This window comes from Pseudoalteromonas sp. 120-MNA-CIBAN-0494 (assembly GCF_040308885.1).
GTDB classification, from domain to species: domain Bacteria; phylum Pseudomonadota; class Gammaproteobacteria; order Enterobacterales; family Alteromonadaceae; genus Pseudoalteromonas; species Pseudoalteromonas nigrifaciens.
On sequence record NZ_JBEOOE010000002.1, the window covers coordinates 238,392 to 260,394 of the forward strand.

A 22,003-nucleotide genomic window follows, 5' to 3' on the forward strand; every position below is an offset into this window, starting at 1 on the left:
TAAACTAAATTAACCTTGTAACTGCTAACTTATTGTTCCTAAAATATTAAGCATACTGCCCAGCAGCAAAACCGCAGCTCCACGCATACTGAAAATTATAGCCCCCTAGCCAACCGGTTACATCGGTTACTTCGCCAATAAAATATAAGCCTTGTACTTTTTTTGCTTCGAAGGTTTTTGAGCTAAGTTCATCGGTATCTACACCGCCTAGCGTTACTTCCGCTGTTCTGTAACCTTCTGTGCCATTTGGTTTAATTTGCCATGCATGTATATAGTTAACTAACTCGTCAATTTGGCTATGTGTTAGCTGGTTAATATTACAATCAGGAATTGCTTTCCCCTCATGAAGAACTTCAATAAAACGTTTAGGTAAAATAGTGGCTAAGCTATTTTTTAACGACTTTTGAGATTGCGTTTCACGCCAATCGGCTAGCTGTTGTCTTAAATCTGTTTCGGGTAATAAATTAATAGTTACCGCCTGTCCGGCGCGCCAAAATGAGCTTATTTGTAATATAGCAGGGCCCGATAACCCTCTATGGGTAAATAAAATATTTTCTTTAAATGCAGTGCCATCTTCACTAGTAACATCGCATAAAATACTTATACCTGAAAGCGCTTCAAAACGTTCTTTATCGTGCTGATGCAAAGTAAATGGTACAAGTGCCGCCATGGTCGGTAATACTTTTAAGCCAAACTGCTCAGCAATTTTATAGCCAATGGGTGTTGCGCCAAGCTTAGGCATAGTTAACCCACCGGAGGCAATCACTAACGACTCACAATAAAATGTTTCATGCTCGGTTACTACGCTATAACCAGTTTCAGTTTTTGAAACGCTGATTACTTCGTTACGCAACTTTATAGATACACCCGCCCACTCACACTCAGTAAGTAAAATATCAACAATGTCTTGAGCGTTATTATCACAAAAAAGCTGACCTAGTGTTTTGTGGTGATAGGCTAAACCATGACGATCTACCAGTTCAATAAAGTCATGTTGGGTATAACGACTTAAACATGATTTAACAAAATGAGGGTTGCCACACAAATAATTACTAGGGCTGGCATTTTCGTTGGTGAAGTTACAGCGCCCACCGCCACTAATGAGTATTTTTCGACCTGGCTTTTTGCCCATATCAAGTACTGTAACACTACGGCCACGATATCCTGCTTGCGCTGCACACATTAAGCCTGCTGCTCCCGCACCTATTACTATCACATCTACTTGGGTCATTTATTTATCTCATTAATTTTTTTTGATTATAACAAAATTTATGCACCGGCTGGACATCGAATTGATTATTTTCAATTGCACAACAAATAAAAATAAAAGTATTAATACTCAAATTTAAAACTAGTTACTTATGCTTATATTTATAAATATAAAAAGTACAAAGTAACTACAAACCCGCTAATAACAAGGTTATAACCAAATGAAAGAAGCTAATAAGTAATTAATCTTTCAATTAATTTAACAGATCATTTACCTTTGTACCCACTTCGTGGATTTGTGCTACGAAATAACAAATAAAAACTAAGGATAATCATGACAACAGGTAAATCATTTAAAAAGTGTGCAATAGCCTTTACTATCAGCTCACTATTTGCTGCAACATCGAGTATTGCAACTCCTGCACAAGCAATTGCACCATCAATGGCAGAAACAACAGCTAAATTACAAAATCAAACTGGTTTTGAAACACAATTCATTATTAAATATAAAAATAACACTAATGATTTAGCTAGCTTTGCAGCTACAGACACAGATGTAAGCCAATCAAATATGCAAAATAAAGCGCAGAGCTTTGTTAAAAATTACACCTCTAAAAAAGGCAAAGTAAAAGCGAAGTATATTCGTGCCATGGCACTTAATAATCACCATGTAATGCGTGCAAGTAAAAAGCTAAATGCACAAGAAGCACAGCAATTTATGCAAGAAATGCTTGAATCTGGCAACGTTGAGTACATTGAAGTCGATCAAATGCTGCAACCGTTTGCAACGCCTAATGATCCACGATTTGACGACCAATGGCATTATTATGAACAAGCTGGCGGCTTAAACTTACCTACCGCATGGGATACAGCCACTGGTAGCGGTGTTGTTGTTGCAGTACTCGATACAGGCTATCGCCCTCATGTTGATTTAAACGCTAATATTTTACCCGGTTACGATATGATCTCGAATTTATCGGTGGCTAATGATGGCAATGGTCGCGATAGCGATGCCCGCGATCCGGGCGATGCGGTTGCTGCCAATGAATGTGGTACTAACGGTGCACAAAACTCTAGCTGGCACGGTACACATGTAGCGGGTACTGTTGCTGCAGTTACTAATAATGGTGAGGGTGTTGCTGGGGTTGCTTACGGCGCCAAAGTAGTGCCTGTACGTGTACTAGGTAAGTGCGGCGGTTTAACCTCTGATATTGCTGATGGTATTATTTGGGCTTCTGGTGGCAATGTATCTGGGCTACCGGCAAATGCCAATCCTGCAGATGTAATAAATATGAGCTTAGGGGGCAGTGGCACATGTAGCTCTACAACACAAAGTGCTATTAACACCGCACGTAATAACGGCACAGTAGTGGTAATTGCTGCCGGTAACGATAACGATAACTCAGCAAACTATAACCCAGGCAACTGTAATGGCGTGGTAAATGTAGCCTCGGTTGGCCGTAATGGCGGTCGTGCTTATTACTCTAATTACGGTAGTAATATTGATGTTGCCGCACCGGGTGGTGCGCAAAGTTTTGCTAACGATTCTGAAGGTGTTTTATCCACTTATAACGCCGGTTCGTCAACCCCTTCTAGTGATAGCTACGGTTTTTCGCAGGGTACATCAATGGCAGCCCCCCATGTTGCTGGCGTAGCGGCACTGATAAAACAAGCAAAGCCGAATGCTACTCCCGATGAAATCGAAAATATTTTAAAAACAACCACCCGCTCGTTCCCAGCCACATGTACTAGCTGTGGTACCGGTATTGTTGATGCAGCAGCTGCCGTAGCTGCTGCAAGTGGTGGCACTGCACCACCACCAAGTGGTAATGAACTTCTTGATGGCGAAACTCAAACCGGTTTAAGCGGCGCAACTAACTCTGAAACATTTTATACAATGACAGTGCCCAGTGGCGCAACTAATGTCACTTTCACTATGAGTGGAGGCACTGGTGATGCCGATTTATACGTGCGCTCTGGCAGTAAGCCAACAACCTCTACATACGATTGCCGCCCTTACAAAAGTGGTAACAACGAAGAGTGCTCAATCGATAACCCTACATCAGGTACGTATCATGTGATGCTACGAGGTTATTCTGCCTATTCTGGGATCAGCTTAACTGGTAATATTACAGCAGCTTCGGGCGGGGGCTCAGGCACACCTCAAGCTGGTGGTGGCACTGTAAGCGATGTGAGTGCTAATGCAGGTCAATGGAAGCATTACACACTAGACGTGCCAGCAGGTATGGCTACATTTACAGTAACAACAAGCGGTGGCACAGGCGATGCTGATTTGTTTGTTAAGTTTGGCAGTCAGCCCACGACATCGAGTTACGATTGTCGTCCATATAAAAATGGTAATGCCGAAACCTGTACTTTCTCAAGCCCACAAGCGGGTACGTGGCACTTAAGTGTTAACGCGTATAAAACCTTCTCGGGCTTAACAATTAGCGGGCAATATCAGCCTTAATAAGCAATAATTGCAAAAAGCCGATGTTGCATCAACATCGGCTTTTGTATTTTCAAATCGCTAATTTATTCTATAGCTTTTCTAAAATAGCAGCAGCACGACTAACCACAAATTCTTTTTCTTGCTCTACAAATAAACCGGTTACTACACTATTTTCCACGATCATTGCGTAACGCTTTGAACGCACACCGCCAAACCCTGCCGTATTCATATCAAGGCCTAATGCTTTGGTAAAGCTCGCATCGCCGTCTGCCAGCATGGCTATTTTTTGTGCATTTTGTGATGCCCCCCATGCTTTCATAACAAACGCATCGTTTACCGATACACAATAAATTGCATCAACGCCCTTTGCTTTTATTTTATCTGCCAGAGTAATAAACTCAGGTAAGTGTGCATTTGAACAGGTAGGTGTAAACGCACCGGGGACTGCAAACAATACAACTTTTTTATCTGCAAATAATTCACTGTTAGTCAGTGTTTGCATACCATCGTCGGTTAACTGGCTTAGCGTAACCGAGGGAATAGTTTGACCTTGTACAATCATTATAAATCCTTCATTTTATAAAATAAAACCAGCATACAGCTTAGCACATAGAATTTAGAGCATGATATAAGATGAGCGCTAAAGCTAATTAATTACAACCCCAGGCCCCCTTTAATCGAATGAATTTGTTGTTGTAGCTGATGTCGTATATCATCCACCAACGAGCTCGACTCACTTACTTGCCCCTTCATTTCAGCCATTGACTGACTAAAGTTATCTAATAAATTGCTTTGCTGCTTAGCAAGCTTCATCGCCTCAAACGCTACTTTATTAGCATTTTTTGCATTACTTGCCACCGCTTCCGAATTTAACTTAAGTTCTTGGGCATTTTGCGTTTGCGATTGAGCACCTTGGGTTAATGCTGTTATTTGCGTAGCAACTAGCCGTGAGTTTTCACTCAGTATGGTGAGCTGCCCATTTATCTCGCTCAGCGAGCCTTGCGTTTGCAGTGCCAATTGCCTAACTTCATCAGCCACTACTGCAAAGCCGCGACCATGCTCACCTGCCCTAGCTGATTCTATTGCTGCATTTAGCGCAAGTAAGTTGGTTTGATCTGCAATATTACGTATTACTTCTATAATTTTACTTACGCCTTCAACACCATTAAGTAGCTCTTGTAAGCTTTGTATACTGCGTTCAACCCGTGCCTGTGTATCGGCACTCGCACTTAACATACTTTGCGCAAATCCTAAGCTTTGTTCCATGGCACTAAAGGTACTTTGTGCGTTATCAGCTACTTGTGTATTAATATCATTAACTTGCTCTCCAATCTGCTGAATATCGGTTAGTAAATACTGATTCTGTTCCACTTGCCCATAACTCGTAGTAGTTTGTTGCTCAATCGTCTGTAAGTGTTTACTCATTTGCTGCATAAAAGCATTCACTACTTTTAGCATTTGCGCTCGCTCTTGTGCTTCTATGCGCTGGCGTTCAATTAACTGATTAAAGTATTGGGCTATTTCCCCAACTTCAGTTTTTGGGTTATTACTGACAATATTTTTAAACTCATTCGTTTCAATTAAAAATGCAAACCCGTCGCGCAATCGTCGAAGAGGATTAAGTACCAGATTACGCTGAACAATATAAACACCGCCAGCAAGTATAACTAGCCCACTAATAGCAACACAAAACACCCAAAATACTTGCTGCTTTAAATTATCTTGTTGTGTTTTTAGTGCTTGCTCTGCATTTATCACTGTTTTAGATAAATTACTAAGCTGCGTGCGCAATTCATCGGCCCCCGTCTGTCGTTGTTGTGCCTGAGTTAATGTACTGGTTAAATCCCGAGGATAGCGATTTGGCCAACTACTTAATTCTGATTTAATATCAGTAGCTAAATCTTCACTTTGCTCGTCAATAAATAAACTATACTCATCTACTTTATCCATCACACCTAAGTTTGGTAGCTGCTCTATTTTTGCTGCTAATACATTTAAATTTTTCACGCTTTGTTGCAAACTCTGCTCTACACTCTGCTGATAATCTAGCACCAGTTGATAACTAAATAATGATAAGTTAATCACTTCACTATAATACTCATTGGCCAATTTATAATAACTAAGCGTGTTGTTACTATTATCCGAAGCTGAGCGCGCATAATTAATTAACGAGGATGCCGAACCAGCCATTTGCCTTAGCGCATTATCAAGTAAAGCCGTTTCGTTACCAGAGAGCTTACCCAAGGCTCTATATTTACCGTTTATATCATTATTTAGAGTAATTAACTGCTCAGTAAGTTGTGATTTAAGAGCTGCTGGTAATAGCGTTAACTGTTTTTGCTCTACTTGCGAGATTAAACTTGAGGCTTGTGTTAAGTATTGGCTATCGCCTTGTGCTAAGTAATTACTTAGATAGCTCGCTAGATCAACCATAATCGTATTTTTAAGCTGTCTATATGCACTGTCTTGCTGCTCTAGTTTTAGAAAAGTTTGACTGGCCCAAAGTAGAGTCATAGCTAATAAAACACTTGCGAGAGTTAACAAAACAGCCAGTAAGCGGGTAAATGTAGAGGCGCGCATAAATAAATCCCTAAAATCATATGCGCGTAGAATATTGACTATTTATGACAGTTTAATGGCAAATACTAACAATCGTATTAAATTCATGAGCTGTCAAAGCAACAACAAGAATGTTAACCCAAATAAAAACAATGAGTTATTTTGTGTGGCTATTCCTAGGTTACTTTAACTTCAGCACCTATAGAGTCGGCTATAAGTTCATTTCAACACAATAAGTAAGTTAATAAGTAAAAAGGGTTATGTTTTTAATAAGGTTGGCGTTTGTGTTAAAAGGGGGGGATTACAATACTAAAATAGTGCTGTGTTATTTAAAATTATTTATAAAAATACAGGCGTAAAAAAACCACGTATAAAACGTGGTTTAATCGTATTTATTGTAAAATTAAAGACCTGCGCGCTCTTTAATTATAGTAATTAAGGGCGATCCTGAATGACCGTTCGATTCAGCCCATGATATATCAGCACCATCTTCTAGCGAGCTTTTAGATAAGTTTTTTACTATATATTCACCGCTGTCTAATGCATTACTTGCCACTGCATGACGCAATAAATTATTGCCGTTACAAAATACTGCGTCGTATATATTACGAACTTTCACTCGTGAGCTTTTAAGCTTACTACGTAAACGATTTTTATCATCCGCTGCAATATACTCACAGATAGAAATCGCTAACTGATCATCTGCTTGTGCAGGGGCAGTATATACAAACGAACCGGCTGCAAGCGCAGTAATAACAACTAGCTTTGATAACTTAATCATGGAAAACCCTTTTTATAATACTTTATTCCTATTGGATTAGTTAATATTGTACCAATATGCTCAGTATTTCGCAATAATGTTAAGGGTTTTTATATAAAGTTACAAACTTATGACTATATTGATTTTTTTCATCCGCAGCCATTTGTATTTCATCTTTAACCTGCCAGGTTGCCACTTTTTCGTAATCAGGAAACTGAGTGTCACCTTCAACATCTAAGTCTATAAAGGTTAAATAAAGTCTTTGTGCACTTTCTAAAAATTGTTGATAAATATTTCCACCACCAATGATCATCACCTCTTCCACATCAGCAACTAAATTTAACGCGGCCTCTGGCGTTGTAACAATTTCTATTCCAGTTGCTTGATACTGGCTATTACGGGTAATAATAATATTACGACGCCCAGGTAAAGGCCGTCCAATAGACTCAAATGTTTTGCGCCCCATAATCACAGGTTTACCTGTGGTTACTTTTTTAAAATGCTGTAAGTCTCCAGGTAAATGCCAAGGCATTGTATTATTAAGGCCAATTACACGGTTATTTGCCATTGCAGCAATCATTGAAATTATCACACTAATTATCCAGTATTTATTATTAAACAAAGAAAAAGGAGCATAAGCTCCTTTTATATGTAATTAATTATAATTAACGCTCGTACACAACTTCTACGTCGTAATCATCTTCATTCCACTCATCCCAATCATCATCATCGTCGCTCTTTTTAGCGGCTTTTTGATGATAGGTGTCCCACTTAAACTCAACCTCTTCGTCTGTAGTTTCAACGAATTTCTCTTTTGGCATGCTTTCAAGCAATGTCATTACGTCATGAATTAGTGGTTGAGTATTTGATTTATTAATAGCAGAAATACTGTAAATATTTTCAGTTTCGCCTAGCTCTTGTGCAATTTTTTCACATAAAGCTTTTGCTTCGTCAGCTGGTAATAAATCTATTTTATTAAATACCAACCAGCGCGGTTTTTCTGCTAATTTAGGACTGTACTGATGTAACTCATTAACAATCGCAAATGCATTATCAACTGGATTTGAGCCATCAACTGGCATTACATCAATAATATGCAGTAATATTCTACAGCGCTCTAGGTGTTTCAAAAATTGAATACCTAAACCAGCACCATCCGATGCGCCTTCAATTAAGCCTGGTATATCAGCGATAACAAATGATTTATTAGCTTCAGGACGGACCACACCTAAATTTGGAATAAGCGTCGTAAATGGGTAATCTGCTACTTTTGGTTTTGCTGCCGATACACTACGGATAAAGGTAGACTTACCTGCATTTGGCAAACCTAATAAGCCTACATCTGCTAGTAACAATAACTCTAGTTTAAGGTTGCGTACTTCGCCTTCTGTCCCTAAGGTTTTTTGACGCGGAGCACGGTTTGTACTTGATTTAAAACGCGCATTTCCTAAGCCATGGAAACCGCCTTTTGCCACCAAAATCTTTTGGCCATGTTGGGTTAAATCCCCTAATCCCTCTTGCGTATCAACGTCCATAATACGTGTACCTACAGGCACCATAATAATTAAATCGTCAGACTTTTTACCAGTACAGTTACGGCTGCGGCCATTAGTACCGCGATCTGCTCTATGGAAGCGTTCAAATTGGTAATCAATTAAGGTATTTAAGTTTTCATCCGCTTGTAGATAAACACTACCACCGTCACCACCGTCACCACCGTCAGGCCCACCTTCTGGGATATATTTTTCACGACGGAAAGACACGATACCGGCGCCACCGTCTCCAGCTTCTACGCGAATTTCTACTTCATCTACAAACTTCATGATTACTCACTTTAGGGATTGGCTTGTTAATAACACTATTATATACCCAAGCCAACTTAATACCAATTGGCATAAATATTTGAACCATTTTACGAATTAGATCGCTCTATAACTTCGTTAAAGAGCCCGCTACTTAAACCCATAGGTATAATTGCAGGCTTGGGTATATATTGTAAAATAATGAAAACAAAAAACCCCGCAAAGGCGGGGTTTTTTAACTATCTTACTGATTACTCAGTTACGATAGTTACGTATTTACGGTTTAAAGGACCTTTTTGTTCAAACTGAACTTTACCATCTGCTTTTGCGAAGATAGTGTGGTCTTTACCGATACCTACGTTTGTACCAGGGTGGAAACGAGTTCCACGCTGACGAACAATGATGCTACCCGCTAGAACTGATTCGCCACCAAAACGCTTAACACCTAGGCGTTTGCTTTCTGAATCGCGACCGTTACGAGTACTACCAGCTGCTTTTTTATGTGCCATTTCTAAGTACCTCTAATTAAGCGCTAATGCCAGTGATTTTAACTTCTGTGAACCATTGACGATGGCCCATTTGCTTACGAGAATGCTTACGGCGTCTAAATTTAACAACCTTAATCTTCTCACCGCGACCATGTGAAACAACCTCAGCTGTTATCTTACCACCGTTTACGAACGGTACACCAATCTCGATTTTCTCACCATCAGCAACTAAAAGTACTGAATCAAATTCTACTGCTGCACCAGTTTCAACGTCTAATTTTTCAAGACGAATCGTTTGACCTTCAGTCACACGATGCTGTTTACCACCACTTTGGAAAACCGCGTACATAATTAACTCCGTCTGTGCGCCCTCAAATCGACGCAACTAAAATATTCTTCGATAGGGCGCGAAGTTTACGCTACGGCGTAATAACTAGCAAGCCTATTTTGTAATTAAAATGAATAAAAAGTAGCTGCATTGAGAGCAATTCAATATTTCCCCTATTTTATATTAAATAGCCCTTTTGCCAAGCGCTTTTTCACGATTAGTGAAAATAATTTGCCTTAGCTAAACACACACTACAACGGATAATAAATAAACATAAATTACAGCACACTTTGTACGCTAATTAATCAGCTATCTCTCGTATTTAAGTGCTAATTAGCGATGTTAACCGTGTTTTTTCAGGGAATCGTCACAAAATATCGAGCTAGTGCTTTTTTTGTTGTACAATCTGCGCCGTTCACACATAAAAATTGGCTCGGAGATCAATGGATATAAAAGCTATCCAGGCGTTAATCGAAAACGATATGAATGACGTCAATCAACTTATACATGCGCAAATGCGCTCAGATGTGGCGTTAGTTAACCAACTTGGCTTGTATATTGTAAACAGTGGCGGCAAGCGCGTGCGCCCAATGTTGGCAATACTAGCGGCCAGAGCATTGGGTTATCAGGGTAAAGATCATATTACACTTGCAACTATTGTTGAGTTTATTCATACCGCAACACTATTACATGATGATGTTGTTGATGAATCTAACTTACGCCGAGGCACGCCTACAGCAAATGCTGAGTTTGGTAATGCTGCCAGCGTATTAGTGGGCGACTTTATTTACACTCGTTCATTTCAGCTTATGGTTGGCCTTGGTAAAATGCAGGTAATGCAAGTGCTTGCAGATGCAACTAACATTATTGCTGAAGGTGAAGTATTACAGTTAATGAACTGTAATGACCCCGACACCACTGAAGCGAGTTATATGCAGGTTATTTACTCTAAAACCGCTAAGCTATTTGAAGCCGCGACAGGCCTTGCGGCCATTATTACTGAGCAAAACCAAGCCACGCTTGATGCGCTTAACCTATACGGCATGCATTTAGGTACTGCGTTTCAGCTCGTTGATGACGTACTTGATTACAACGCAGATGCAGATCAATTAGGTAAAAATATTGGTGATGATTTAGCCGAAGGGAAACCAACTCTGCCGCTTATTTATGCAATGCAACATGGTAATGAGCAGCAAACACAGCTGATCCGTGACGCTATAGAGCACAGTAATGGCATGGATCATCTTGAAGAAATTTTAGCGGCACTTAAACAAACCAATGCGCTTGAATTTACGATGCAAAAGGCCGAACTTGAAGCCGACAAAGCCATTGCTTGCTTAGACTTTTTAGCTGAGTCTGAATATAAACAAGCACTTGTGAGCCTTGCCCGTATTGCAGTTGATCGCGATCACTAACTTTACTGCCTTTATGTGTAGCTAACCTGGGTGCAGGTTAGCTAAATTCCGAGCAATAAAAAAGCCTGCAAACGCAGGCTTTTTTGTCACTTGATTTTGGCTATTACGCCATGAAATCAACACCTTCTTTGATGTCTTTTTTCAGTGTTTCAAGCATGTCATTTTTTGCTTTTGTTTCAAATGCGCTTAGTTCGCCGTAAGAAAGAATTTCTTCTACGCCGTTTTTACCTAAACGTACTGGGTGTGCAAAGTACTCCGCATCGCCATTTTCAACAGCAACGTACGCGTAATCTACAACGTCTTCACCTTGTAGGCCTTTAACTAAAGACATACAAAAACGAGCTGCTGCTGCACCCATTGATAAAGTAGCTGAACCGCCACCCGCTTTAGCATTTACAACTTCAGTACCCGCATTTTGGATACGTGGAGTAAGTGCTGCAACTTCTTCATCTGTAAAGCTCACGCCTTCAACTTGAGAAAGTAGAGGTAAAATAGTAGTACCTGAGTGGCCACCAATTACAGGAACTTTAACAGTTGCTACGTCTACGCCTTTAAGTTCAGCAACAAATGCTTCTGAACGAATAACGTCAAGCGTAGTAATACCGAATACGCGTTTAGCGTCGTAAGTACCAGCTTTTTTAAATACTTCAGCAACAATTGGTACAGTGCCGTTTACTGGGTTAGTAATAATACCTACTAACGCTTTAGGACAACTTGCAACTATGCCTTCTGCTAACGTTTTGATGATGCCAGCATTTACATTAAATAAATCTGCACGATCCATACCTGGCTTACGTGGCATGCCAGCAGGAATAAGTACGATATCAGCATCTTTAAGCGCTTCATTTAACGCATCAGCGCCAAAGCCAGCTACTTTAACCGCTGTAGGGATATGAGATAGATCAACCGCAACACCTGGAACTACTGGTGCAACATCATATAGTGATAATTCAGAACCAGCTGGTAAGCCTGTTTTTAATAATAAAGACAACGCTTGACCGATACCGCCTGCAGCACCTAATACAGCAACTTTCATTGGAATTCTCCGTGATTTGAGGTAGGAAATATTTATGGCTCTAAGATAAAGAAATTAGCGACTAAAAACAAATTTATCCTGCCTATTTTCGTAATATTTTAGACCATAGTTGTAAAAACATTTGGCCTGAATACAGTAAACTGGCAAGTTAAATAAACAACTGCTGCATAATTATTCGTTTTTGTGTAGAATTTGCGGCATGGATAATAAAAAGCAAATAAAAACTATGCAACCACAAGACAAACAGGAAGCGTTAGTAAAAGCATTTAAAGCGCTTTTAAAAGAAGAAAACTTTGGTTCTCAAGGCGATATAGTAGATTCGTTAAAAGAGCAAGGTTTTGACAATATAAGCCAAAGTAAAGTGTCGCGCATGCTTAGTAAGTTTGGCGCGGTACGAACGCGCAATGCCAAACAAGAAATGGTGTATTGCTTGCCAGCAGAAATGGGCGTACCCACAGCAAAAAGCCCGTTGCGCCAGCTTGTTATTGATATAATGCATAACGAAATGATGATTATTATCCGTACCAGTCCAGGCGCGGCTCAGCTTATTGCGCGTTTACTTGACTCATTAGGTAAAGCCGATGGCGTGTTAGGTACTATAGCTGGCGACGACACTATTTTTATTGCCCCAGCTAAAATATCTGAAATAGACTTAACCCTAGAGCGGGTACGTATTTTATTTGATACGGTTTAGTATTTAAAACATGCGTTATAACTGTTTTAAAAACCCAACTGACGGTGCAAAAAACGCAGACCCCATATCGGCTTGAGTAAAATCAAGCCAATGATCATAGCACTCCCCCTCACCTAAACGACTTTTTAATACCTGTTCAAATGCGGTTCCACTGGCCGAGCAAGTAATTGACAGCATTCCTTGCTCGTAAACATCGCCATAAGGCATGCCTTGATTAAGTAATATTGGCTGGCCTTGCTCATCTTTTAATTCACTGCGTTGTGCATGGCTGGTTTCAAGCGCTGGGGCTATAAGAGTGTTGTCTAAGCGAGTGCGACCTATTATTTGCTCTTGCTCATCTAGCGATAGATGCTGCCATACACTTAGATCGTGCTTATAACGTTGCACATGAATATAACTGCCTTGATCCTCAAAGCTACCTGGTTTATTTATTAACGCCGTTGCCCGCTTTTGTCGGCCATGCGGCATTTTGCCACCATAAATAAAACCATTGAAATCGCGACCATCTAAAAATCTAAAATTACGAATTTGTTCCACCAGCTCTACGTCTGGTGCAAATAACTTTAAAATTTGCAGTGCAAATAAATGATTGACGTCTTCGCGGTCTGAACGTATTTGCACAAACAAATCACACGGCTGCACGCTCATTGCGTGTTCATTATGATTTATATTAGGAAAGCTTTGTAGTTCACTGGGGATATACTCTGGCAAAATATGCGGCCAATACTGTGCACCAATAGCCACCATACAAGAAAGCATAGATTCAGAAAACTGATCGCTAAACTCTTCCTCAATAGCGCTTACTTGCTTGAGCTTTGTACGTAATGACTCATCTTGGCCATCAAACACATTAAAAAATAAATGCAAACCGTGTAAGTTTGCTTCAGCACAAATCCCTGATTGCGCTTGTGCCATTGTTATTCCTTAGCTTATAAATAGATAAACACAGCGAATAACAAATTAATTTATGATTCGAAAAAATTCACCGTGTGGGGTTTTATTTTTATTATAACCTGCTCATTTTGAACAAATGACTGGCCATATTGCGCTGCAACTTCTATTTCTTGTTGTGCAATAACTACAGTGTAAACATAAGCCGAACCAATAAAACGACTGCTTAATATGGTGGCGCGTTCACTATGGCTATCTTTTTTATTGTCGCTCATTAGCTCTATTTGATGAGGACGCACATATATTTTTCCTATATTAGCCTGGTGCTGGTGCGCAATAACCGACTCAACTAGGCCAAAAGCGGTTTTATATTCAGTTGCTGTTAACACTTCTGCGCTTAAGTATATGCCCTGACCCAGAAACTCTGCAACCTCCTTTGAGCTTGGTTTAGCAAAAAGCTGTTCTGGGGTGCCCTGCTGAGCTATTTTACCCTGGTGCATAATAGCCAGCGTGTCTGCAAATGCAAAAGCCTCTTCCTTTGAGTGGGTAACAAATACTGCCGACACTTGTTGAGTTTTAATTATGCGGCGAATATCGGCAATTAATTCAAAGCGTACTTGAGTGTCTATATTCGAAAACGGCTCATCAAGTAATAGTAAACTTGGTTTGTAAGCAAGTGCACGCGCAATCGCCACGCGCTGTTGTTGCCCACCCGATAACTGATGCGGATACCTGTCGGCGCAGCCAACTAAATGCACCAGCTTAAGCATTTCATCAACGCGCTGTTGCTTTTGCTCTTTACTCATTTTACTTAAGCCAAAAGCAATATTATGTGCCACGGTTAAATGCGGGAATAACGCATAATCTTGAAACATCATGCCAATATTACGATGCTCTGGCGAGATAAATGTATTGGCGTTACTCACCAGCTTACCATCGATAAACACGCTTCCTTGTTGCGTTTCTATTAGCCCTGCAATTGCTTTTAAGGTGGTGGTTTTACCACAACCACTGGCACCTAACAAACACACTATTTCGTTTTTACCTATGGTTAAATTTAGCTCGTGAATAACCTTAGTACCGTTATATTGATAGCTCACGCCTTGTAAAATCAAACTACTCATTTAACTACGTTGCTCCATAGAACGGTTAATAAAATACAGAGGGATAAATCCAACCAGCACAATAAATAATGCCGATATAGAAGCCAGCTCTAATTGCTCATCACTCACATACTGAAACACATGCGTAGCTAAGCTTTCAAAATTAAACGGCCTAAGTAACAAAGCCGTAGGTAGCTCTTTCATGCATTCAATAAACACCAGCAAAGCCGCAGTAAGCAACCCGCGTCTAAGTAGGGGTAAATGCACCAAACGTAACGTATGGCCTTGGCTTTTGCCCATAGATTGGCTAGCCATGTCGAGAGAGGGGCTAATGCGTAAAAAGCTCGACTCAATCGCGCCATGTGCTACTGCGTAAAAACGCACTACATAAGCAAAAATAATGGTAAATACACTGCCAGTGAGTAACAAGCCTATATTTAAGTCGTATGGCTCAAGCACACGGTTTACAGTATTTTCTAACAGCGTAAGCGGTAATAGCACCGCAATAGCCAGTACTGTTCCTGGTAAAGCGTAGCCGGTGCTAGCTAATCGCCCCGGAATAAGTGGATAATTTTGCTTGGCTATACGTTGATAAAACACCACTAATACACTAAGTAACAGCGTTACTACGCTTACTACTATAGCTACCTTTAAACTTTGCCACGCATAGCTAAAAAACTCACTACTCCATGCTTGATCAAAATAAACAATGGCGTACTTTATTAACACAGTGATAGGTATAACAAAGGCAACAATTAAAATCACACTGCAAAATAGCGTTGCCAGCCAAGCCGACTTGCCTTTTAATATATAAAGCGCTTCACTATTTATACCCGACTGACGCTCAAACACCGCTTGATTACGGCGACTAAAGCGCTCCGTCATTAAGGCTAAAAACAATAGTAATAACATCACGCCCGATATTTTAGCTGCAGCGGTTAACGAGTAATAACCAAACCAAGTATCGTATACGGCAGTGGTTAAGGTGCTTACAGCAAAGTAGCTTACTGTGGCAAAGTCAGCCATGGTTTCCATACTAATTAGCGCTAGCGCAGCTACAATTGCGCCGCGCGATAACACTAAGCTCACCCTAAAAAAACTCTGCCACGACGACAGCCCCATTAACTGGCTAGCCTGTACTAACTTAAAAGACTGCTCACGCAAGGCTGTTTTAAAAATTAAATATAAATAGGGATAAAGCACCAGTGCAAGCATTACAATAGCGCCGGGCAAAGTGCGTATATCAAAAAACCAGTAATCATCCGGCGATTGCCACCCAAACCAGTCTCTGAGAGTATTTTGTACTGGGCCTGCGTAATCAAGCAAGTCGGTATAAACATAGGCAATAATATAGGTAGGCATAGCCAGTGGCAGCATTAACGCCCATTCAAACTGTTTTTTACCCGGGAACTGGCAATAAGCGGTTAGCCAGCCAAGTGGTAAGGCAATAGCACAGCTTAGTACACACACACCTAAAATAAGTAATACGGTATTAGAAATGTAATCCCACAGCACTGTATCCCAAAGATGCGAAAACACCTCTGAGTTACCTTGTAGAGATTCAAATAGCAGAAAAAACAATGGGGTCGACAGTAATAATCCTGTCGACCATGCAAAAAGCTGCCATTTAGACAGCTGAAATTTATAAGTCATTTAAAGATCGAATTTCACCTCATCAATTAGCCTTAACGCTAACGGACGATATTTACTAATTTCATCAAGTGGTAAGCTATCTTCTTTAAAGCTTCCCCAAGATGCAACTAAACTTGATAATTCTACGCCTAGCTTAACCGGATATTCCATATTAATTGAAGCGTACATGTTTTGCGCTTTATTGTCGGTCATATACTCTAGGAGTTTCAAGGCATTTTCAGGGTTTTTAGCGTATTTTGTAATAACTGCACCCGACACATTTATATGCGAGCCGCGATTGATTTGGTTCGGAAAGTTAATATTTACCGCTTGTGCCCATTCTTTTTGGGTTTCATCTTGCAGCATTTTACCTAAATAGTAACTATTGCCAAATGCAAGATCGCACAAACCTTCTTTTACTGCTTTTACTTGCGCTCTATCGTTACCTTGTGGTTTACGCGCTAAATTTGCTTTAACCCCCTCAAGCCATACTTTGGTATCTGCTTCACCATGGTGTGCAATCATTGATGCAACTAAACCCAAATTATACGGATGTTTACCAGAGCGAGTACATATTTGCCCTTTATATTTTGGATCTGCCAAATCTTCATAAGTCAGCTCAGGTAGCGCGCCCACACGCTCTTTTGACGAGTAAACATTACGTACTCGCTTAGTAAGTGCCACCCACTGGCCGTCGCCATCACGAAATGCCGCAGGCACATTGTTATTAATTGCTTCGCTACTAATAGTTTGCGTTAAATCTAAATCTTCAAGTTGGATTAAGGCGCTAAAATTAGACGTTAATACTAAATCGGCTTTGCTGTGTTTACCTTCGCGCTTAACGCGCTCTATTAAGCCTTTATTAGCAAACACTACATTTGTTTTAATACCAGTTTGTTTGGTAAAGTCATCTAAAATTGGTTTTATTAAAAAAGGCTGTCGAAAAGAATAAATATTAACGGACTCAGTTGCAAAAACGGGTGCCGACACAGCCAAACCAACTACAATTGCGAATACTTTTTTCATATTTCCCACCTGAATAATAACTATTATCAATAATTCTACCGTGCCTTACCCAAAAGTGCACACTTTATATAATCTGATCCTGTTAAAATCGCTAAAATAGAAAACCAACGTAAGACATATCCTACAAACGTGACAGCCAATGATGAAAACACAACATGGAAAACCATAACAAACAAAGTAACCAATTGTTTTAATTAAAGTAAATTATTTTAACTATTACGACTATAGCAATTAATTAGCAACCTATACTTCTTTAAAATATCGTACCGCCTATAATTAACTTAACAACCAAGCAGTGATGCTTAACGAGTAAATGGAAACGGACAACTTACTCGACCAACCAATGATTTAGGTTACTAATACAAAACGGATTTTAGGACAGGCTCTAGGAGAGCAGCACAATGGAATGTCTTAAAGGATAGCATCTGGATGATGCGTAAAGGATAGCAACAAAGGATTTACGTTGTTTTACAGGATGTTGAGGAAATAAAGGATACAGGCAGGAGCGCCTACATTACATAGAACTAAAAAGTAATATTGTAATAACAAGGATTTGTAAGAATTTGGAGTTGATTAAGTTCAATTGCAGGATGCAGAAAATTAGAAGATTCCGCAAGCGCGCCTAGAGATAGAGCGCGCTTTTCTTTGCCTAAAATAAATTGCTCAATGTATTTGTACAGCGCCTTGAAGTTGTTTTACTGCAAGCCGCCAAGAGCATATAAACGGTTTAAATTTTAATACACACGTATTTTTCTTCTAGGTACTCATTTAACCCTTGGTGCCCCCCTTCACGGCCAAGGCCCGATTGCTTAACACCACCAAATGGCGCTACAGGGTTAGAAATAACGCCTTCGTTTACACCAATCATGCCAAACTCAAGACCTTCGCTAATGCGATAAACCTGCTTAATATTTTGGCTGTAAAAATAAGCGGCTAAGCCGTAAGGTACGTCGTTTGCTAGGGTAAGTACTTCGCTTTCATCATCAAAAGGAATAATTGTTAATACTGGGCCAAATACTTCTTCATGGTAAATATCCATGTCGGTAGTGACGTTATTTACAATCAACGGGTTTTGAAAGCTGCCACCTAAATCACTGTTATCACCAATCAATACTGCCCCTTTATCTAGTGCGTCTTGTACTAGCTGCTGTACTTTTTCTTTTGCCTTAGGGTAAATAAGCGGGCCGATATCAACATCTGCTGTAAAGCCATTACCGACTTTTAAAGCAGCCACCTTAGGGGTTAGTTTATTTAGTACCGCATCAATAATATTACGCTGAATAAAGATACGGTTTGCAGCAACACAAGCTTGCCCACTATTTCTAAACTTAGCAGCCATTAACCCCTCAATAGCTGCATCGAGGTCTGCATTATCAAAAATAATGAAAGGTGCGTTTCCTCCAAGCTCCATAGAAGTGCGCTTAATAGTACCTGCGCATTGCGCTAATAACTGCTTGCCTACCCCCGTTGATCCGGTAAAAGTAAACTTACGCACTATCTCAGAGTCGGTTAGTATTTTTCCTACTTTTTTAGCATTTTGCGATACTAAGACGTTAAATGCCCCTTTTTCAAACCCTGCTTGATCGGCTAAATAAGCAAGTGCAATAGCGCATAATGGGGTGTGCTCTGAAGGTTTTAATATAAAACTACAACCGGCTGCATAGGCGGGGGCAACTTTACGCGTAATCATAGCAACAGGAAAATTCCATGGCGTGATCCCTGCAACAACTCCTACAGCCTGCTTAAAGCTGGTTAATCTATGGCTATTGTCGGTAGCAGGTATAACATCGCCATAGCTGCGCTTAGCTTCCTCGGCAAACCATTTTATAAAGCCTGCGCCGTAATCAATTTCGCCCAATGCTTCTTTAAGTGGTTTACCTTGCTCTTTGGTCATTAACTCTGCAAGCGTTTGCTTGTGTTTTATAACTAGCTCATACCAGCGCATCAAGGTTTCGCTTCGCTGCGTAGCATTGGTTGCTTTTAATTTAACAAATGCGCTTTGAGCAGCAACTATTGCATTATTTACACCCTGCTCATCAATATCGCTTACATCAACAATGCTTTTTTCGGTAGCAGGATCATCAACACTAAAGTGTGTGTCTGTTTTATAAAATTCACCATTAATAAACGAGTCAGAAAAAATAAGATTACTCAAAATAAACCTCCAAATTACGTTTAAGGTGTTAGCTTTTAATGCGTGACATAGAGCCAAGGCTAACTTTTTAGATAAATCTGCGCGAGGTAAACTCCCGCCTACGGGTAACACTATGTAGATACAAGTCGGGGTTTTATGCCGCGCTTTGTGTGCGCGAGATAAACTCTTGCCTACGGTTTGCAAACAAAAAAGCCGCTGTATTAAACAGCGGCTTTTATTATATTAATCGTTAAAAGCTAGTGCTCTTCATTAACTATATTAACGTTATACTTAGGTATTTCAACCACTAGGTCTTCATCTCTAATAATTGCTTGGCAACCTAAGCGCGACTCTGGCTCTAAGCCCCATGCTTTATCAAGCATATCGTCTTCTAACTCGTCGCTTTCTTCTAGCGAATCAAAGCCTTCGCGGATCACTAAATGGCACGTGGTACACGCACATGACTTTTCACATGCGTGAGCAATGCTAATGCCATTTTTAAGGGCAACATCAAGAACCGTTTGACCACTAGGTGCTTCAATTGCAGCGCCATCTGGACACAATTCTGGATGGGGAAGAAAAATAATTTGTGGCATTCTAATCTCTCTTAAATATTGTCTACTGACTGCCCAGTAAGAACTTTTTTAATTGATGCATCCATTCTGCGTGCGGCAAAATCGCTGCTGGCGTTATCCATTTTTTCAATCGCGGTTTTAATCTCGTTTGGTTGCTGCGCATTCTCACGCACTTTTACCAACTCTGCAATTTCAGCTCGTAAATATGCTAGTTGCGCTTCGTCAAGTAAACCACTGTCACTCGCAAGTGATGCCTCTAGTGCTTCAATTACACGTAGTGCTTCTACTTGTTGCTCTTTGAGCATACGCGCTTGCATATCGCCTTTAGCGTTGCTCATTGACTCTTTTAGCATATTAGATACTTGGTCGTCTGATAAACCAAATGACGGTTTAACTTGAATATCTGCTTGTACGCCTGTCGATTTTTCCATTGCCGATACGCTAAGTAAACCATCGGCGTCTACTTTAAACGTAACCCGAATATGTGCAGCACCCGCAGTCATTGGCGGAATACCTTTTAAACTAAACTTAGCAAGAGAGCGACAATCGTCTACCAATTCGCGCTCACCTTGTAGTACGTGCAACGACATGGCTGTTTGGCCATCTTTAAAAGTAGTAAACTCTTGGGCACGTGCTACTGGAATAGTGGTATTACGTGGAATAATTTTTTCCACCAAGCCACCCATAGTTTCAAGACCTAGCGATAGTGGTAATACATCAAGTAACAACATATCTGAATCAGGTTTATTACCTATTAACACGTCTGCTTGCAACGCAGCGCCTAACGCTACAACGCGATCGGGATCAATTGACGTTAATGCTTCTTTATTAAAAAACTCACTAACTTGGCTGCGAACTAATGGCATGCGAGTAGAGCCACCCACCATAATTACTTGCAGCACTTCTTCGTTCTCAATACCAGCATCTTTTACAGCACGGCGACAAGAACGAAGCGTTTTTTTAACGAGTGGTATCGCAAGCTCGTCAAGTTTTTCGCGGGTCACTTCAACCATGTGTTTCTCATCATCAAACTCAAGCCCAACATTAACAGTTGAGTATTGGCTTAATGCTTCTTTACAGGCTTTAGCTTTATTAATAAATAAGCGCAGCACCGCTGGAGATAAAGTGGTTACACCCGTTTGCTGCTTTAAGTAATCAACAATCAGTGAGTCAAAGTCATCGCCGCCTAGGCTTGAATCGCCACCGGTAGCTAATACTTCAAATACACCTTGGTGCAAGCGCAAAATTGATATATCGAAGGTGCCACCGCCTAAATCGTAAACAGCAATAATACCTTCTTGACCCGAGTCTAAACCATAAGCAACAGCGGCTGCCGTTGGCTCGTTTAATAATCGCAGTACGTTAATACCTGCAAGTTCAGCGGCATCTTTTGTACTTTGGCGCTGAGCGTCATCAAAGTATGCCGGTACAGTAATAACTGCACCTAATATTTCTTGATTACCAAAGCTTTGTTCTGCACGGGCTTTTAATGCAGCTAAAATATGGCTAGATGCTTTAACTGGGCTGATTTTTCCAGCAGCTGTTTCTATGGCAAGTGCACCATCGTGCTGACAAAATTGATACGGTAGTTGCCCATAGCTTTGTTCTATTTCTGCTTGGGTTTTACCTAAAAAGCGCTTAACTGAAATTAGCGTATTAACGGGATCTTGCGTTGCTGATTTTACAGCTTCGCTGCCTACAGTGATCCCACCCGCCTGATAGCGCACTACCGAAGGAAGCATTGCTTCACCTAAGTCATCTGTTAAGGTGCGTGCTTCGCCACTTTGTACCGTGGCTACCAATGAGTTAGTTGTACCTAGGTCAATACCTATGGCTAGTTTATGTTCATGTGGTGCCGCGCTCTGCCCCGGCTCAGCAATTTGCAATAATGCCATAATA

Annotated in this window: 19 protein-coding genes; 3 read left to right on the top strand and 16 right to left on the bottom strand. The window is 40.5% G+C overall.

Features of this window, described 5'->3' with window-relative positions; genetic code table 11:
• Positions 1-46: 46 nt before the first annotated feature.
• Positions 47-1,231, bottom strand: coding sequence for an NAD(P)/FAD-dependent oxidoreductase (locus tag AAEY55_RS02810; RefSeq protein WP_011329295.1), 1,185 nt, complete (start codon positions 1,229-1,231; stop codon positions 47-49).
• A gap of 312 nt (positions 1,232-1,543) precedes the next feature.
• Here AAEY55_RS02810 and AAEY55_RS02815 point away from each other — a divergent pair, with 312 nt between their 5' ends.
• The gene (locus AAEY55_RS02815; RefSeq protein WP_350549966.1) at positions 1,544-3,679 is read left to right on the top strand and encodes a S8 family peptidase; all 2,136 of its coding nucleotides are present in this window, start codon (positions 1,544-1,546) and stop codon (positions 3,677-3,679) included.
• 70 nt (positions 3,680-3,749) lie between these two features.
• Here the strand turns inward: AAEY55_RS02815 and AAEY55_RS02820 are convergent, their stop codons facing one another.
• The 7 genes from AAEY55_RS02820 to rplU form a co-directional block, all read right to left on the bottom strand.
• Entirely contained in the window at positions 3,750-4,223 is a 474-nt protein-coding gene (locus AAEY55_RS02820; RefSeq protein WP_350549969.1) for a peroxiredoxin, read from the bottom strand.
• A gap of 92 nt (positions 4,224-4,315) precedes the next feature.
• On the bottom strand, positions 4,316-6,241 hold the full coding sequence (locus AAEY55_RS02825; protein ID WP_350549972.1) for a methyl-accepting chemotaxis protein: 1,926 nt from the start codon (positions 6,239-6,241) through the stop codon (positions 4,316-4,318).
• A 382-nt stretch (positions 6,242-6,623) separates the two neighbouring features.
• On the bottom strand, positions 6,624-7,001 hold the full coding sequence (locus AAEY55_RS02830; protein ID WP_011329299.1) for a DUF3718 domain-containing protein: 378 nt from the start codon (positions 6,999-7,001) through the stop codon (positions 6,624-6,626).
• 79 nt (positions 7,002-7,080) lie between these two features.
• A complete protein-coding gene (folA, locus tag AAEY55_RS02835; RefSeq protein ID WP_172459222.1) occupies positions 7,081-7,572 on the bottom strand; it encodes a type 3 dihydrofolate reductase in 492 nt (163 codons plus the stop codon).
• 73 nt (positions 7,573-7,645) lie between these two features.
• Positions 7,646-8,803 (bottom strand): Obg family GTPase CgtA, encoded by a 1,158-nt coding sequence (gene cgtA, locus AAEY55_RS02840; RefSeq protein ID WP_011329301.1) that lies wholly within the window; start codon positions 8,801-8,803, stop codon positions 7,646-7,648.
• A gap of 230 nt (positions 8,804-9,033) precedes the next feature.
• Entirely contained in the window at positions 9,034-9,291 is a 258-nt protein-coding gene (rpmA, locus tag AAEY55_RS02845; protein WP_002957747.1) for a 50S ribosomal protein L27, read from the bottom strand.
• 16 nt (positions 9,292-9,307) lie between these two features.
• Entirely contained in the window at positions 9,308-9,619 is a 312-nt protein-coding gene (gene rplU, locus AAEY55_RS02850; RefSeq protein WP_006794538.1) for a 50S ribosomal protein L21, read from the bottom strand.
• Positions 9,620-10,041: 422 nt separating this feature from the next.
• On the opposite strand from rplU, the gene ispB reads away from it, so the two are divergent.
• Positions 10,042-11,013, top strand: a complete 972-nt coding sequence (gene ispB, locus AAEY55_RS02855; RefSeq protein ID WP_011329302.1) for an octaprenyl diphosphate synthase — start codon at positions 10,042-10,044, stop codon at positions 11,011-11,013.
• Positions 11,014-11,116: 103 nt separating this feature from the next.
• Here the strand turns inward: ispB and mdh are convergent, their stop codons facing one another.
• On the bottom strand, positions 11,117-12,049 hold the full coding sequence (gene mdh / locus AAEY55_RS02860; RefSeq protein WP_011329303.1) for a malate dehydrogenase: 933 nt from the start codon (positions 12,047-12,049) through the stop codon (positions 11,117-11,119).
• Positions 12,050-12,275: 226 nt separating this feature from the next.
• Here mdh and argR point away from each other — a divergent pair, with 226 nt between their 5' ends.
• Positions 12,276-12,743, top strand: coding sequence for a transcriptional regulator ArgR (argR, locus tag AAEY55_RS02865; RefSeq protein WP_041454781.1), 468 nt, complete (start codon positions 12,276-12,278; stop codon positions 12,741-12,743).
• 15 nt (positions 12,744-12,758) lie between these two features.
• Here the strand turns inward: argR and AAEY55_RS02870 are convergent, their stop codons facing one another.
• From AAEY55_RS02870 to hscA, 7 genes are all read right to left on the bottom strand, one after another.
• Positions 12,759-13,658, bottom strand: coding sequence for a Dyp-type peroxidase (locus AAEY55_RS02870; protein WP_011329305.1), 900 nt, complete (start codon positions 13,656-13,658; stop codon positions 12,759-12,761).
• A 50-nt stretch (positions 13,659-13,708) separates the two neighbouring features.
• On the bottom strand, positions 13,709-14,758 hold the full coding sequence (locus AAEY55_RS02875; RefSeq protein WP_086997672.1) for an ABC transporter ATP-binding protein: 1,050 nt from the start codon (positions 14,756-14,758) through the stop codon (positions 13,709-13,711).
• Positions 14,759-16,390 (bottom strand): iron ABC transporter permease, encoded by a 1,632-nt coding sequence (locus AAEY55_RS02880; protein WP_350549978.1) that lies wholly within the window; start codon positions 16,388-16,390, stop codon positions 14,759-14,761.
• A complete protein-coding gene (locus AAEY55_RS02885) occupies positions 16,391-17,395 on the bottom strand; it encodes a Fe(3+) ABC transporter substrate-binding protein (protein ID WP_089368781.1) in 1,005 nt (334 codons plus the stop codon).
• Positions 17,396-18,122: 727 nt separating this feature from the next.
• Positions 18,123-19,550, bottom strand: coding sequence for an NAD-dependent succinate-semialdehyde dehydrogenase (locus AAEY55_RS02890; protein ID WP_011329310.1), 1,428 nt, complete (start codon positions 19,548-19,550; stop codon positions 18,123-18,125).
• A 236-nt stretch (positions 19,551-19,786) separates the two neighbouring features.
• Positions 19,787-20,125, bottom strand: a complete 339-nt coding sequence (fdx, locus tag AAEY55_RS02895) for an ISC system 2Fe-2S type ferredoxin (protein ID WP_011329311.1) — start codon at positions 20,123-20,125, stop codon at positions 19,787-19,789.
• A gap of 11 nt (positions 20,126-20,136) precedes the next feature.
• Complete coding sequence (gene hscA / locus AAEY55_RS02900) at positions 20,137-21,999, bottom strand: Fe-S protein assembly chaperone HscA (RefSeq protein ID WP_011329312.1); 1,863 nt, start codon at positions 21,997-21,999, stop codon at positions 20,137-20,139.
• Positions 22,000-22,003 lie beyond the last annotated feature (4 nt).

Excerpts from the sequence above, each read along its gene's own strand:
- AAEY55_RS02810 (WP_011329295.1), bottom strand. The coding sequence starts at position 1,231 with ATGACCCAAGTAGATGTGATAGTAATAGGTGCGGGAGCAGCAGGCTTA.
- AAEY55_RS02815 (WP_350549966.1), top strand. The coding sequence starts at position 1,544 with ATGACAACAGGTAAATCATTTAAAAAGTGTGCAATAGCCTTTACTATC.
- AAEY55_RS02820 (WP_350549969.1), bottom strand. The coding sequence starts at position 4,223 with ATGATTGTACAAGGTCAAACTATTCCCTCGGTTACGCTAAGCCAGTTA.
- AAEY55_RS02825 (WP_350549972.1), bottom strand. The coding sequence starts at position 6,241 with ATGCGCGCCTCTACATTTACCCGCTTACTGGCTGTTTTGTTAACTCTC.
- AAEY55_RS02830 (WP_011329299.1), bottom strand. The coding sequence starts at position 7,001 with ATGATTAAGTTATCAAAGCTAGTTGTTATTACTGCGCTTGCAGCCGGT.
- cgtA (WP_011329301.1), bottom strand. The coding sequence starts at position 8,803 with ATGAAGTTTGTAGATGAAGTAGAAATTCGCGTAGAAGCTGGAGACGGT.
- rpmA (WP_002957747.1), bottom strand. The coding sequence starts at position 9,291 with ATGGCACATAAAAAAGCAGCTGGTAGTACTCGTAACGGTCGCGATTCA.
- rplU (WP_006794538.1), bottom strand. The coding sequence starts at position 9,619 with ATGTACGCGGTTTTCCAAAGTGGTGGTAAACAGCATCGTGTGACTGAA.
- ispB (WP_011329302.1), top strand. The coding sequence starts at position 10,042 with ATGGATATAAAAGCTATCCAGGCGTTAATCGAAAACGATATGAATGAC.
- mdh (WP_011329303.1), bottom strand. The coding sequence starts at position 12,049 with ATGAAAGTTGCTGTATTAGGTGCTGCAGGCGGTATCGGTCAAGCGTTG.
- argR (WP_041454781.1), top strand. The coding sequence starts at position 12,276 with ATGCAACCACAAGACAAACAGGAAGCGTTAGTAAAAGCATTTAAAGCG.
- AAEY55_RS02870 (WP_011329305.1), bottom strand. The coding sequence starts at position 13,658 with ATGGCACAAGCGCAATCAGGGATTTGTGCTGAAGCAAACTTACACGGT.
- AAEY55_RS02875 (WP_086997672.1), bottom strand. The coding sequence starts at position 14,758 with ATGAGTAGTTTGATTTTACAAGGCGTGAGCTATCAATATAACGGTACT.
- AAEY55_RS02880 (WP_350549978.1), bottom strand. The coding sequence starts at position 16,390 with ATGACTTATAAATTTCAGCTGTCTAAATGGCAGCTTTTTGCATGGTCG.
- AAEY55_RS02885 (WP_089368781.1), bottom strand. The coding sequence starts at position 17,395 with ATGAAAAAAGTATTCGCAATTGTAGTTGGTTTGGCTGTGTCGGCACCC.
- fdx (WP_011329311.1), bottom strand. The coding sequence starts at position 20,125 with ATGCCACAAATTATTTTTCTTCCCCATCCAGAATTGTGTCCAGATGGC.
- hscA (WP_011329312.1), bottom strand. The coding sequence starts at position 21,999 with ATGGCATTATTGCAAATTGCTGAGCCGGGGCAGAGCGCGGCACCACAT.